Annotated in this window: 7 protein-coding genes; 3 read left to right on the top strand and 4 right to left on the bottom strand. The window is 37.2% G+C overall.

Annotation, left to right across the window (positions count from 1 at the left end; all coding sequences use genetic code 11):
- The first annotated feature begins 25 nt into the window (after positions 1-25).
- The 3 genes from B0A80_RS18770 to B0A80_RS18760 all read left to right on the top strand — a co-directional run bounded on the left by B0A80_RS18770 (position 26) and on the right by B0A80_RS18760 (position 12055).
- Positions 26-4054, top strand: coding sequence for a T9SS sorting signal type C domain-containing protein (locus B0A80_RS18770; protein WP_089078294.1), 4029 nt, complete (start codon positions 26-28; stop codon positions 4052-4054).
- A 249-nt stretch (positions 4055-4303) separates the two neighbouring features.
- Complete coding sequence (locus B0A80_RS18765; protein WP_089078293.1) at positions 4304-8086, top strand: T9SS sorting signal type C domain-containing protein; 3783 nt, start codon at positions 4304-4306, stop codon at positions 8084-8086.
- Between the two features lie 468 nt (positions 8087-8554).
- On the top strand, positions 8555-12055 hold the full coding sequence (locus B0A80_RS18760; RefSeq protein WP_089078292.1) for a T9SS sorting signal type C domain-containing protein: 3501 nt from the start codon (positions 8555-8557) through the stop codon (positions 12053-12055).
- Positions 12056-12071: 16 nt separating this feature from the next.
- Here the strand turns inward: B0A80_RS18760 and B0A80_RS18755 are convergent, their stop codons facing one another.
- The 4 genes from B0A80_RS18755 to B0A80_RS18740 all read right to left on the bottom strand — a co-directional run bounded on the left by B0A80_RS18755 (position 12072) and on the right by B0A80_RS18740 (position 15953).
- Entirely contained in the window at positions 12072-12938 is an 867-nt protein-coding gene (locus B0A80_RS18755) for a cupin-like domain-containing protein (RefSeq protein WP_089078291.1), read from the bottom strand.
- Between the two features lie 81 nt (positions 12939-13019).
- Complete coding sequence (bioB, locus tag B0A80_RS18750; protein WP_017497387.1) at positions 13020-14108, bottom strand: biotin synthase BioB; 1089 nt, start codon at positions 14106-14108, stop codon at positions 13020-13022.
- Positions 14109-14279: 171 nt separating this feature from the next.
- Positions 14280-14717, bottom strand: a complete 438-nt coding sequence (locus B0A80_RS18745; RefSeq protein ID WP_017497388.1) for a hypothetical protein — start codon at positions 14715-14717, stop codon at positions 14280-14282.
- Positions 14718-15023: 306 nt separating this feature from the next.
- The gene (locus B0A80_RS18740) at positions 15024-15953 is read right to left on the bottom strand and encodes a bifunctional riboflavin kinase/FAD synthetase (protein ID WP_089078290.1); all 930 of its coding nucleotides are present in this window, start codon (positions 15951-15953) and stop codon (positions 15024-15026) included.
- Positions 15954-16007 lie beyond the last annotated feature (54 nt).

Raw genomic sequence — 16007 nt, 5'->3', positions numbered from 1 at the left:
AAGAAAAACTTAAGCCCCTAGAGTTATGATAAAAAAAATACTTTTTCTGCTTGTTTTGGCAAACTGCTTTACTAGTCCCGTACTTTTAGCTCAACAAGAAATTACAGCACAAAACGGAAACTGTCCTGTTGCAGCCGGTGTTACCATTTGTCAGGGAGGTTCCGGCTCTTTAACCGCGTCCTCTTTCTGTGCTGGGATTGACCAAACTCCTATGACTGCCAGTGGTAATGACGGAGCATCCAATAGTGTGTCTTATGGAGGTGGCGGAAATAGGGACATAACTATAACTTTTCCTTCGTTACCGGATGGAGCGGTAGTAACGGCTACAAATGTTACGATAAGTTTTACAGCAATTGCTCCTTCCTTAAAAAGTGAGTTGTTGGTTAGGGTAACTCCCCCTGTAACAGTTGATAGAGTGCAAACTAATTTGAATCCTCTTCCTGCTACTGTTGCTGAAAATAATAACTCTGGTGGTGCAATTAATATCCCTTTAGGAACATGGGGTACTGGAAACCCGTCAGGAGATTGGCGCTTCGAATTTAGAGAATCTCTTAATAATCCTGAAGTTATGCCCGATGCAAATATTACAGATGTCACCATTACAATAAAATATACTTTACCGGCAACGATAGATTGGTATACTACGGCTTCCGGAGGAACAAAAATTGGTTCAGGAGCCTCATTTAATCCTGTAGGGGTCAGTGGTTCCGGTCTTATTGATACTAATACTGGGGGCACGACTCCTTATTATGTGGCTTGTTCCGGTGACCCCACCTGTAGAACAAAGGTAGATTTTGTGATTCATGATGATCCTCCAGCTGTAGCCGATGTTGTAATTTGTCAGGGAGGTTCCGGCTCTTTAACCGCTTTATCTATCTGTCCTGCGACTGCTCAAACCCCTATGACTGCAAGAGGTAGTAACGGAAGATCAAATAGCATATCTTATGGGGGTGCCGGAAATAGAGATATTACGATCAATTTTCCTTTGTTACCGGCCGGAGCGATAGTAACAGGTACTGATATTAAGATAAGTTTTATGGCAGTTGCTCCTTCCTTTAAAAGTGAGTTGTTGGTTCAGGTAACTCCGCCAGTAACAGTTGGTGCAAAGCAAAGTAATTTGAATCCTCTTCCTGCTGATATTGCGGAAAATAATAGTGCCGGTGATGCAAGTAATATTTCTTTGGGAACATGGGGCACTGGAAACCCATCAGGAGATTGGCTTTTCGAATTTAAAGAAGCTCTTAATAATCCTGAAGTTATGCCCGATGCAAATATCACAGATATTACCATTACAGTAAATTATACTTTACCGGCAACGATAGACTGGTACACAACGGCTTCCGGAGAAGATAAAATTGGTTCAGGAACATCGTTTAATCCTGTAGGAGTCAGTGGTTCCGGTCTTATTGATACTAATACTCCGGGTACTACGTCATATTATGAGGCTTGTTCCAGTGATCCTGCTTGTAGAAGAAAGGTAAATTTTGTAATCAATAAATCTCCTCTTGTTGCAACCGGTGTTACCATTTGTAAGGGAGGTTCCGGCTTTTTAACCGCTTCATCTGCATGTGCTGCACTTGCCCAAACCGCTACGACTGCCAGTGGTAGCGGCGGAAGATCAAATAGCAGACTTTATGGGGGTGCTGGAAATACAAACATTACTATAACTTTTCCTTCGTTACCGGACGGAGCTGTAGTAACGGCTACAAATGTTAAGATAAGTTTTACGGCAATTGCTCCTTCTCTTAAAAGTGAGTTGATGGTTAAGGTAACTCCGCCTTTAGCAGTTGGTGCAGTGCAAACTGATTTGAATCCTCTTCCTGCTATTGTTGCTGAAAATAATAGTGCCGGTGATGCAAGTAATATTCCTTTTGGAACATGGGGTACTGGAAACCCATCAGGTGATTGGGTCTTCGACTTTAGAGAAGTTTTTAATAATCCAGAAGTTAATCCTGATGCAAATATCACAGATGTTACGATTACAGTAAATTATACTTTACCGGCAACAATAGATTGGTATACGGTAGCCTCGGGAGGAACAAAAATTGGCTCGGGAGCATCATTTAACCCTGTAGGGGTCAGTGGTTCCGGTCTTATTGATACTAATACTGCTGGGACAACTTCTTATTATGCAGGTTGTTCCGGTGATTCCGCTTGTAGAACAAAGGCTAATTTTGTTGTAGATCTGGCAACACCTGTATTAGGAACAGTTACCCAGCCAACCTGTAGTGTTACTTCCGGTAGTATTGCTTTAAGCGGACTGCCATCTGGTGGAACGTTAACAAGATCACCTGGAGCAGTAGCGGTGTCTTATACAGGAACTAAGGTTACAGACGCTAATCTGGCAGGCGGGACATATTCGTACACAGTTGGAAACGGCAACTGTACATCAGCTGCTACTACGGAAGTTGTTATCAATTCACCACCGGCAATAGCGACCTATAGACTAGGTGGATGGGATGATACTCCAACCATAGATAAGAAACTCATTTTTAGCTCTGATTTTATGTCCACAGGGGATGTAAGCGGATGTTCTTGCGAAGTTAATTCAGGAACAAATGTCGTAATAGGAGAGGGACATACCCTAACCATTGCCAATGATGTTAAAGTATTTACAGGAGGTAAAATGACCTTTAAAAATACGGCAAGTTTAATACAAAAAAATAATGTAGTAAATAAGGGTGATATTACGTATGAACGTACTACCTCACCTATATTTTTAAAAGATTATGTGTATTGGTCAACTCCGGTAAGCCCGCAAACATTAGTGAATCTTTCGCCTTTAACGCCCAGCACTATGTATTATGGTTTCGATGGCACACAATGGGTGCGAACGAATAAGACTGATAACATGATAGCGGGCAAAGGTTATAGTATTCGTGCCCCGTCAAATTATTCGAATGTCTCTAAGACAGCCTATTCGGCAAGTTTTAAAGGAGTCCCGAATAATGGAAATATAGAAACAGAGCTGTTAGCTTCAGGAAAAAGTTATTTGATCGGGAATCCATATCCGTCTGCAGTAAGTGCGGATGATCTTATTATTAATGCCACAAATAATGCGGTAATAAATGGAACGCTTTATTTCTGGACTCACAATACGGCTGCGGTGCCTACACTGACGAATCAGTATACTGCCGATGATTATGCTTCTTATAATATTAGCGGCGGAGTATCGGCAAAATCAGATCCTGGTTACAATAATAATCCAACACTTGACAAAGGTGTTAAACCAACTGGTAAAATTGCAGCCGGTCAAGCCTTTTTTGTGACTACTAAAGCTGCAGGAAAAGTACTTTTTACCAATGCAATGCGATTGGGGGCATTAGATAATGGCCAGTTTTTTAGATCAGCGAATCCGAAGAAAGGAACCGCGATTGAAAAGAATCGCATTTGGTTAAATATGACCAGTACAACCGGAGCTTTTAAACAATTGTTAGTGGGGTATATTGAAGGAGCGACCAATGACTATGATAGTAATTACGACGGATTAACTTTTGATAGTAATCCGTATTTAGATTTTTACAGTATAAGTAATGGGAATAAATATGTCATTCAGGGACGTGCCTTACCGTTTACAGATTCTGATATTGTTCCGCTAGGTTATCGAACTGCTGTTGCTGGCGATTTTACCATTGCAATAGACGAAGTAGATGGTAAGATGTTGAATCAGAAAATTTATGTTGAAGATAAAGCAATTGGAGTTATTCACGATTTAACACAAAGCAATTATACATTTAAAACCGAGGTGGGGAATTTTACTGATCGTTTGGTATTGCGTTACACCAGTAAAACTTTAGGTGTCGGAAATTTTGAAAACCTTAAAGACAGGATTTTAGTTTTTATAAAAGACAAAGTGATTGTGATACAATCTTCGCAAGAAAATATTAAAGAAGTTACGGTATATGATATGTTAGGAAAAATGCTTTACAATAAAAAGAAAGTAGGTAATACAGAAGTACAAATTCAAAACCTACCATCTTCAAATCAGGTTTTATTAGTGAAAGTTACTTTGGCAAATGATTTTACAACGACAAGAAAAGTTATTTTTCAGTAAATTTTAAATAAGAGTTCATTCAAAAAGAATCCATTCCGTTCTTCGGATTGGATTTTTTTTAAGAAAATAATGTGTTTGAAAAATCACTAAAAGTTGGTATTGTAGATTTCATAAAGAGTATTTATTTTTGAGTTAATTCTTACAAATAAATAAACACCTGAATTTCTTATTTTGATAAAAAATGTAATTTTTTCCCTGTTTTTGGTGGTCTATCTTTATGGTCCGGCACTTTGCGCTCAACAAGGCAAGGTGGATATTTCTTTTAATACAGATGATAATGGGAAAAAGGGAGATGGTTTTGACAATGTAGTACGAACGGTATCTTTACAGTCCGATCATAAGCTTTTGGTCGGAGGTGATTATTTAAACCTCAATGGAACTAAGTGCCAATATTTAACCCGTTTAAATCTAGATGGTAGTATCGATGAAACCTGGGACACAGGGACAGGTTTCAATGGAAAAATTTATACGAGCTGTATTCAGCCAGATGGAAAAATAATTGTAGGCGGTAGTTTTACCTCTTTTAATGGAATCAGTTGTGGAAGACTGATCAGATTAAATATTGACGGTTCTTATGACGCAGCATTCGATACTACGATAGCTGTTAATACGGGTATTATTTATAACATTTGTCTGTATCGTGATGGAAGAATAATTATAACCGGAAGTTTTACTAAATATAATAATATTACCGTAAACAGGGTTGCCTGTATTTTGTCCGATGGCAGTTTAGATTCTTCTTTTAATACAGGTTCCGGGTCTTCTGCAAATATTATAAATGCAAATGTTATGTCCGATGGTAGAATTTTACTAACGGGTAATTTTTTAAATTTTAATACAATTACGGCCAATAGAATGGTTTGTTTATTACCAAATGGTAAAGTTGATACTGGTTTTAATACAGGTTCCGGTTTTAATGAAGATGTGAATGCAGTTGTTGTCCAATCTGATGGGAAAATTATTGTGGGAGGGAAATTTACAAGTTATAACGGATCGATTGCAAATAGAATAGTAAGATTGAATCAGGACGGCACTATAGATAATAGCTTTGTAACCGGAACCGGTTTTAGTGGGGATGCAGTCCAGATTATTAAAAACGATTTGTCCGGTAATATTATGGTCGGAGGTTCATTTACAGGTTTTTATAATGGGGTGGCAGTCAACCGAATTTGTTTGTTGAATTCAAATGGAAGTCTTCAAACAAATTTTGATGTTGATTCAGGTCCGGGATCGGGATCAATTTTGACATTAGCGAATGACAGTGAAAACTTCTGGTATGTTGGTGGCTCATTTTCCGTTTTTGATAATCAGAATCAGGGAAGATTAGTAAAAATTAGCAAGGACGGAGAACGCGAAGAAGCATATTTATCAACGGGAGTTGGTTTTGATGATTCAGTTTTAAAAGTACTGTCCTTATTAGATAAAAGTACAGTCGTACTGGGAAATTTTCAAAAGTTTAATGGAAACTTTAGTTCAAGAATAGTTCGGGTCCTGGCAGACGGATCCTATGATACAACTTTTAATTCCGGACAATTAGGGGCAAATAATGTGATAAAATCAGGTGTCTTACAATTGGACGGAAGGATTATTCTTGGTGGAAATTTTACAAAGTATAATGGAACTGCTTTCAATAGAATCATTAGGGTTTTGCCGGATGGAGCAATAGATAATACATTTAATGTAGGCTCAGGATTTAACGGTCAGGTTTACAGCATTGCAATTCAACCCGATGAGAAAATAATTGTAGCAGGAAATTTTACAAGTTATAATGGGGTACCCGTTGGAAGAATAATTAGGTTGTCACAAAGCGGTTTACGAGATCTTAGTTTTGATACTGGCGGTGGTGCTGATGGAATTATTGAAACAATAATAGTTCAGTCTGATGGAAAAATCTTGGTAGGAGGGCGATTTGATAGTTTTAATGGAAAGTCATCCCATAGATTAATTCGTCTTAATTCTACAGGAAGTATTGATTCTGATTTTAGTGCAGGGACAGGTTTTGATAAAAATGTCTATGCAATTGGACTCCAGGCCGATCAGAAGATAATTGTGGGAGGGTCATTTTTAAGTTATAATGGAATTCCGCAAAAAAGGATTGCTCGTTTGAACACAGATGGGAGTCTGGATTCTTTTTTTGATAGTGGAGTAGGCTTTGATAAAGGCGAAGTTCGCAGTATTTTAATTCAGCCGGACGATTGTATTTTGGTGGGAGGAACTTTTTCCGGGACTTATAAAACCAATACTGCTTTACGGTTAATACGTTTGCAAAAATCGGGAGAATATGATATTTCATTTAAAAGTGAGCTTAATAACAGTCTCTTTACAATGGGTTTTACTGTAGATCATAAGTTGATTATTGGAGGAAGCTTCAACTCCATATCGGGGATTTCAAAACACAGGATTGCCAGAATCAAACTTTGTTTAGACGGGACAGTTTGGGATGGTAAAAGTTGGTCAAATGGTTTTCCGTCAGTGGCAAAAGCAGTAGAGTTTAGAGGAAATTATGAAAACCTCACTTCTGTAAATATATGTAGTTGTTTTATTGATGAAGGAAAACAGGTTATACTTTTGAGCGGTAACACTTTGGGAGTAGAATTTTCATATACAGGTAAAGGGATATTAGTACTGGAAGATTCGGCTAGTTTCTATCAGTCTGATGATGATGTAGTGAATACTGGTATCGTTTATTTAAAAAGAAATTCAACGCCTATACGAAAATCGGATTATACGTATTGGTCTTCGCCGATAGACCTGCAAAAATTAATAGATCTATCTCCTAAATCACATTTGGAAAAATTTTATTCATACAATTATGATGACAGAAATTGGAAAAAAGAAAATCCTGTAAATTATATGTCTGTCGGAAAAGGATATATCATTCAGGGGCCGCAAGATTATTCTGAAACCGTGCCTTTAAAATTCGAAGCAGTTTTTAAAGGAATTCCTAACAATGGTAAAATTGAGATTAAGTCTGGCGTAGCTGATACTTTTAATTTAATAGGTAATCCGTATCCCTCTGCCCTTGATGGAGATGCTTTTTTATTGGCAAACAAATCAAAAATCAAAGGCACACTTTATTTCTGGACGCATAATACACCAATTACCAAGTACAAATATACTTCAGATGATTATGCAGTTTATAATTTACTCGGCGGTGTAGGAACAAGAAAATCCGAAACATCCGGAATTAATGAAACAGTTCCCGACGGGACGATCGCCACGGGACAGGCATTCTTTACCAATAGTAAAGGTTCAGAGACAATAGAGTTTATGAATAGTATGCGGGTTGTAGGTAGAAATGCAAGATTCTTCAAACAGCCAGATAGAAATACTATGACAGTATTTAAGAACACAATTGAAAGACATCGTATTTGGCTAAATTTTGATAATAGTGAAGGAAGTTTTAAACAAATCCTGATTGGTTATAGCGATGGAGCTACAAATCAATACGATACAGATTATGATGCAGAATCACTGAATGGTAACCCGTTTGTTAATTTTTATAGTAGGATTGAAAATAAAAAATTGGTAATTCAGGGAAGAGCATTGCCTTTTATTGAAAACGATTCGATAACACTTGGTTATGAAACTGCTATTGCAGGAAAATTTAATCTTAGTATCGATCATGAGGATGAGTATTTAAAAAAAGAGAATGTTTTTTTAGTAGATAAAAAAATAAAAAAGATACACAATTTGAAGCAGGGTGCTTATTTGTTTTCGAGTGATGCAGGAACTTTTAATGAGCGATTTGTATTGCTCTTTACTAATGAAACTTTAACGATTAAAGATTTTCCGGAGAAAAATCCGGAGGTACTCATTTCAGTAGAGGATAGAATTATTAAAGTAATCTCAACTCAGGAATTAATCAGTCAAATAACCGTTTTTGATATTTTAGGAAAACAAATGTATCGAAAAGAAAATCTTGAAATCTTAGAATTTCAACTTCCAAAATTCAATTTAAGCCATCAGATTTTAATTGTAAAAGTTATACTTGGAAACAGGAAAATAGTGACAAGGAAAATTTTACTTTAAATGTCTGTCTTAAAGGAATAATCTTTTTTATCATTCTAAAAATATTCAGAGTATAAACCGCCATGTTTACTGGTAAAATGCTGTTTTTAATCCTGTTGAAAAAGTTATAAGTGTTAAATTCTCACAATTAAATCAAAAATATTTAGTTTGAATGTAAATAAAATCGTACCTTGTTGCTGCTTTACGATTCAAAAACTTAAAAGCCTGTTAAGTTAATTTTTATCATTTCTTATTGAAGCTTATAAAATAGAGTGTCTATACTCTTTACCTGCCTAAAATACTGATTGCTAATTTAAATGCCCCGATTAAATGAAACAAAAAGTACTCTTCACTTCAACATTTCACTTGTACTATCAGGATTAGTCTATCCTGTTTCGGCGTTTTATTTTTTGAGGTATTTAGAAATTACTTCAATCAGATTTTTGTCTGATTGAGAAGTTCTGTTTTTAAATATTAAAAAATACCACGATGAGAAAATATTTACTTACACTTCAGTTATTTGCATTGCCTTTATTTTTTTATGCACAGACTAAAACAGTCTCTTTTTCAAGTGTTGGAACAAGCAGTTTTTATGTTCCTGCAGGTGTATCATCAGTAACTATGAGTGCCTGGGGAGGCGGTGGAGCCGGTGGTGGCTCAACTGTTCCGGGTCTGACTTTACAAAGAGCCGCTGGCGGAGGAGGAGGAGGTGCTTTTGCAGGGGGTACCTATTCTATGAATATGTCTATTCAAACGACCTTATCGATTACTGTTGGTAAAGGTGGTGCAGGAGCTTTGTCAGGTAATGGAGGTGCTGGTGATAATTCATCGATTACCGGTTATTTAATTGCATTGGCAGGAAATGGTGGAGCTGTCAATAATGGTACAGTTACCAATCCGGCGGGAGGTGCTGGAGGATTAGCTTCCGGATCTACAGGAGCTACTAAAGTCGACGGAGTAACCGGTGGAGCCGGTGAGACACTTTTACCCGCTGTAACCGGAGCCGGAGGAGCCGGAGGTACCAGTGGCGCTGATGTTGGAGGGGCAGGAGGTGCGAGTATTACAGGTTTATTAGCTAATAGTAATGGTAATCCCGGAACTCAGCCCGGAGGTGGTGGGAGCGGTGGAAAATCGGCACTTTTAGGTTCCGCTTCAACAGGGGGAGCCGGAGGAACCGGAAAAGTTGTGATTGTTTATACCTGTCCAACTTATAGCCTAACAAGTATATCAGCCTCGACCGTAAATATTTGTACCGGAACATCATCAACAATAACCCTAAATGGTAGTTTACCAGTAGGAGCATATAGCGTTGCTTATCAGGTAGACGGAGTAACTCAGACACCGGTAAGTATGACTGTAAGTACAAGTGGAACCGGTACTTTTACAGCTCCCGGATTTTCAGCTTTAGGAAGTAAAAGTTTAACAGTTACATCTTTAACTTCCGGAACAAGTGGCAATGCTGCCGATAATTGTGCTTCAACCATCAGTGCAAATAATACTGCTTCAGTAAATGTAACATCATCCGGGACAGCCCCTGTTGCTCTAGCAGGAACCGGAGCAACCTGTACCCAGATTACAGCAAATTGGCAATCTGTTTCGGGATCAACTTATTACACATTGGATCTTTCGACAGATATTAATTTCGGAAGTTTTGTTGGAACCTATAATGGTTTGAATGTTGGAAATGTTTTAACGGTAAATATTACAGGTTTAAGCAATGTGACTACGTATTATTACAGAGTTCGAGCATTTAGTGGTACCTGTTTGAGTGCTTATTCGAATACAATAACTTACAAACCTGCTGTTTCTCCTGGGAATGTTGTATTGCAGGCCGCCACTAATACTTTGTGTACTTCATTTACGGCAAATTGGAGTGCGGAGGTTAATGCCGTGAGTTACTTATTAGATGTATCACTTGTCAGTAATTTTGCAAGTACTGTCTCAGGTTATAATGCTCTTGATATAGGAAATGTAACGACCTATTCAGTGACCGGACTGACTGCAAGTACAACCTATTATTACAGACTCAGATCAAAGAATGGTTGTGGAACCAGTGCTACTGGTACCGCAACAGTACAAAATATAACGACGACTACTCAGCCAGGCACACCACTTAATGATCCGGTGGTTCAGCCTACCTGTGATGTTCTGACCGGAACGGTGGTTTTAAAGAATTTGCCAAACAGAAACGATTATACGATTACTCAAACCGGTACGTTCTTCAATACTTATTCGGGAGGAATAGGTGCCGATTGGACTAAATATACAGTTGCAGGACTGGCTCCTGGTACTTACAATTTTACGGTACAATATCCGGGCAGCTGTGCTTCTGCGTCATTGTCGGGTATTGTCGTAAATGCTTTAGCAACGAATACCTATACAATTGCAGGAGGATGGTCGCTAGGAACGCCAACAACAAGCCAGAATGTTGTTTTTGCAGATGATTTTTCTTCGTCCGGAGATGTGAATAGTTGTGGCTGTACGATAAATGCCGGAAAAAAAGTAACCATAAATAGTTCAAATACTTTAACAGTTAAGAATGCACTAATTGTGGATTCGGGAGCGGGAACGGCTTTGACTTTTAAAACCAGTTCAAGTCTGGTTCAGGTGAATAGTGCAGTTAATTCTGGAAATATTTCGTACGAGAGAACAAGCCCGGGAATTCTAAAAAAGGATTATTTATATTGGTCCACTCCGGTAAATCCACAAAGATTAATCGATCTTTCGTCCGGAACAGCAGTAACAAAGTATTTTGGTTTTGATGGGACACAATGGGTCGTTACCGATAGAACAACTAATATGGTAGTGGGCAAAGGTTATATTATTCGTGGCCCGGAGTCCTATTCCAATACGGTTAAAGTAGCTTTTACCGGAATTTTTTCAGGGGTTCCGAACAATGGAAATCTGGAAGGAGAATCGTTGAGTTCGGGAAAAAGTTATTTAGTAGGGAATCCTTATCCATCTGCTTTAAATGCCGATGCCCTTTTAAGTGCTAATAGTCTACTGGGCGGAACAATCTATTTTTGGACGCATAATACGCCTGTACAACTAACCTATACAAATCAGTACACAACCGATGATTATGCTTCTTATAATTTAAGTGGAGGGGTTTCAGCAAAATCAGATCCGCTACATAGTGACATTCCGGCAAATGATAACGGAATTAAACCAACAGGTAAAATAGCAGCCGGACAATCCTTTTTTGTGACTACCGTAGCAGCAGGAAAAGTACAGTTTAACAATTCAATGCGATTAGGTGGTGCCAATAACAATCAGTTTTTTAAAGCTGAAAGCACATCAAAGGAAACTACTTTGGTCAAAAAACGTATCTGGTTAAACATGACCAATACGTCAGGAGCTTTTAAACAATTGCTGGTAGGATATATAGAGGGGGCGACTAATGAGTATGATAGTAATTATGACGGAATTAGTTTTAATGCGAATCCTTATCTTGATTTTTACAGTGTAGCAAACGGAAACAATTATGTCATTCAGGGTAGAGCTTTACCTTTTGCAGATACTGACATTGTTCCCTTAGGATATCGTACGACAATCGCGGGTGATTTTACTATTTCAATTGATGAGGTAGATGATAGTATGAGTGAACAGGCTATTTATATCGAAGATAAAACAACTGGAGAAGTTCATAATTTAAAACAGAGCAATTATACTTTTACAACCGCAGTTGGAACCTTCTCAGACCGATTAGTGTTGCGTTATACCGGAAAAACATTAGGGACCGACGATTTTGAAAACAGAAATAACGCTGTTGATGTTTCTGTTAAAAATAGAATAATAAATGTGTCATCAAAAAAAGAACAGCTTAAAGACGTTTTTGTATATGATGTGTCGGGGAAACTGCTTTTCAGCAAAAGTAAAATTGGGAATAACGAGTTTCAAATACAAAATTTAGCATCAGGTAATCAGATGGTACTGGTAAAAGTGATTTTGGAAAATGATGTTACAGGAACTAAAAAAGTAGTGTTTTAGGAAAAAAAGAACGTTGCTAAGGGCTTTTTTGCAGATTTTCATTGGTATTCCGGATTGCTTTTTCATTCTTATAATCAATCCATTTTTGACCTTTGAATTTACGCATCATGATATCAAAATAACGCATAATAAAAACATTGTAAAAGGCTTTTGAGAGGTTTGTAATGTTTTTAGGAAAAGCTCTCAGACTCATCGAAAACCCCGGGGTTAAATATTTCATGTAATGCCAGTATCCTTCGGGCATGTACAGCATTTCGCCATGTTTTAAATTGGTGATAAATCCCTGTGTATTTTTTAGGGCAGGAAATTTTTCATAGTCAGGGTTATCAAAATCAATGTCTTCTCTTGAAATTAAGGCATGTGGTATCTTGTACATGTATTTGGACTGATCGGGGGCAAAAAGCATGCACTGTTTTTCTCCATGAAAATGAAAATGTAAAATATTGGAGTAGTCAATGTCGTAATGCATGAACACCCGCGCATTTTCTCCGCCAAAAAACAGCATTGGCATTTGTTTGACCAAATTCAAACCAATATCCGGCCATAAAAAGTCCTCTTTTAATAGCGGAACTTCTTTCATCAGATTATAAAGAAAAATGCGGTAGTTAGTTGGTTTTGATTCCAGAAGATGAATGTAATCACTCATTTTCATAGTCGTATGAGCTTCGTTAAAACCATCTTCATGATTTACAGGTCTGTCATCGTATAGAGGAACGATAATGTTTCCGGCAATTTCGTTGATATAGGATAATTTCCATTTGTGATAAGCTGGCCAGTCTTCGGTCAATTCTTCGACAACTACAGGAATTTGATTTTTCACATACTGGGAAATAAAATCAGCCTTTGAGATTTTTTTTACCCTTTCGATTTGTTTTAATTTCATCTCTATTAAATAAAAAAATTGCTTATAACACATGTTATAAGCAATTTAGAAATATTTATCGAGATTTATGAACTCTTTTTCTTAAATTTTTGATTTGGCCGTAGCTTCAAGATTTCTTTCAATAGTGTGTCCCGGTCTTGACCATTTTGGTTTTTCTCCTAGAGGAACAAACTGAGAATCAGCTGCCTCAACTGTTTTAGGTTGTGAAACTTTTGTAAATGGTTTTTGCGGATTCAATCCTAACATTTCAAACATTTTCATGTCTTCATGAACATCAGGGTTTGGTGTCGTAAGCAGTTTATCACCTGCAAAAATAGAATTGGCACCTGCAAAAAAGCACATTGCCTGTCCTTCACGGCTCATGTTAGTCCTTCCTGCTGATAAACGAACCTGTGTATCGGGCATTACAATTCTTGTTGTCGCAACCATACGGATCATTTCCCAGATTTCAACCGGCTTTTCTTCTTCCATCGGGGTTCCTTCAACAGCTACCAGCGCATTAATTGGCACAGATTCCGGTTGAGGGTTTAAAGTAGAAAGCGCTACAAGCATTCCGGCTCTGTCTTCGATACTTTCTCCCATTCCAATGATTCCTCCACTGCAAACCGTAACATTCGTTTTACGAACATTTTCGATAGTTTGCAAACGGTCTTCGAAACCACGGGTTGAAATAACATCTTTATAATATTCTTCAGAAGTATCTAAATTGTGGTTGTAAGCATATAAACCTGCCTCAGCCAAACGCTGCGCCTGATTTTCGGTAATCATACCTAAGGTACAGCAAACCTCCATGTCAAGTTTGTTAATGGTACGAACCATCTCTAAAACCTGGTCGAATTCTTCACCATCTTTTACATTTCTCCAGGCAGCTCCCATACATACACGTGATGATCCACTGGATTTTGCGCGTAAAGCCTGTGCTTTAACCTGGCTAACACTCATTAAGTCGTTTCCTTCAACACCCGTGTTATAACGTGCAGCTTGTGGGCAATACCCGCAGTCTTCCGGACAACCTCCGGTTTTGATTGAAAGTAAAGTAGACACCTGAACTACGTTAGGATCATGTTTTTGCCTGTGAATTGTTGCTGCTTCATACAGCAAGTCCATCATAGGTTTATTATATATGGCAATTATTTCGTCTTTTGTCCAATTGTGTTTTGTAATGCTCATTGATGCAGTTTTTTGATGCTCCAAAAGTAGTTAAATAGTTCCAATCAACCAATGCCCAATCCTGTAAATGAATATTTGACAGCTATTTTCAAAAAAGAAACACTCTAAAATCATATAATTTTAATATTTTATGATTTTAGAGTGCTATTTAGTTTGATTTATTTTGAAAAATTAATCGGCTGCATATTTGTTATTCCAGTACAGCATCATCATCAATGTAACGATTACTGACGAGGCAATTCCTTCAAAGAGTAAGCAGATGCAATAAGTTGGTACCGAAGGATTTCCGCCAAACATAAAAGTTTCCGAAAGTGTTTTTACATAAGCATCTCCGCCTCGCGCATAACTGTAAACTAACAGTCCAAATACACTTAGCGCCACACCCACTACAGAGGTAGCCATTGCCGAGACTGCATTGGATACAAAATTAGTTTCACCTTCATGAAGATTCATTCTCATGGTTTTATTTACACCGTAAAATATAAAAAAGACATTTAGGGTTCGCAGATAGAATAAATGAGCCAAACCTAATACGTTCATCAATAAAAAGTAAATTCCAATTCCAAGGAAAATCAGAAAACCGTTGGTAATTTCTTTAGGTAATTTCATAATGGTTATTTTTAAAGAAGTTAATAGCAAATATTTGATAAACAGAGTTCTATATCAAATTTACTAAAAAAATAACTACGATGATTTAAAAAGGGTAAAAAGTATGTCCGATCATACCATCGTAAAAAGAAACGATGAGTTTTTATAGTAACACATAGAAACATTAGGTATTAATGCTTAGAAATGGTAGGATGAGAAGAAAAGACTTTCTTTTACATTTTTTATTATGTGTTTTTTAACCAGTGAAACACCTTTTTAAGTTTATAAAAGGCTGTTTTCTATGTCTTAGAATGATTTAATGCTATCCTAAATTTTATTTAAAAATGCGAGAGCATTTTTTCTGTCCAGATGCAATTGTTCTTTTAACAAATCGACGGAGCCGAATTTTTGTTCGTCCCTCAGGTATTGTAATAACGAAACCTGAATCTTTTTACCATAAATATCTGCATCAAAATCAAAAAGATTCACTTCGATGGTTTGTTTTTGCCCGTTAACAGTTGGATTAAAACCAATGTTCATCATTCCGGAAACTTCTTTTTGGTCGATCAAAACTTTTACAACGTATACGCCGGCTTTAGGAATCAGTTTATATTCATCATTGATTTCGATGTTAGCCGTTGGAAAACCAATAGTCCTTCCCAATTGTTTTCCCTGAACAACTTCACCGGATAAAAAGTAGTTATAGCCCAGATAATCATTTGCCAAAGACATATTTCCTTCGTTGAGTGCTTTTCTTATTTTGGTTGAGCTTACAGAAACGTCCTGAATTTCCTGAGCGGAGATTTGCTCAACTTCAAAACCGTATTCATGACCGAAAGCGATTAAATCATCAATATTAGCCGTTCTGTTTCTGCCAAAGCGATGATCATGACCAATAATTATTTTCTGAATATGAAACTGATCTACCAGAATAGAATGTACAAACTCTTCTGCAGTTAGTCTGGAGAAACTTTCGTTAAAAGGATGAATGACCAGATTTTCGATTCCGGTTGCTTCCAGGAGCTTTGACTTTTCAGTGATGGTATTTAAAAGTTTTATTTCCGATTTTTCCTGCAGTACCATTCTTGGATGAGGAAAAAAGGTAAGCACTAAACTTTCATACTTTCCGTTTTCAGTGTTTTGGGTAATGCGTTCCAGAATTTTTTTATGTCCAATATGTACACCGTCAAAAGTTCCAAGAGTTAAAATTGTTTTCTTGGTTGACTGAAAATCGTTTATAGAATGAAAGAGCTTCAAAACAAATAATTTAAGATGGTGCAAATTTATACTATTCTATTTTAAATTTAATGC

Source organism: Flavobacterium tructae (genome assembly GCF_002217475.1).
In the GTDB taxonomy this organism is placed as follows: Bacteria; Bacteroidota; Bacteroidia; order Flavobacteriales; family Flavobacteriaceae; genus Flavobacterium; species Flavobacterium tructae.
The sequence above is the reverse complement of the archived record's forward strand: the minus strand, read 5'-3'. Positions and strand labels throughout refer to the sequence as shown.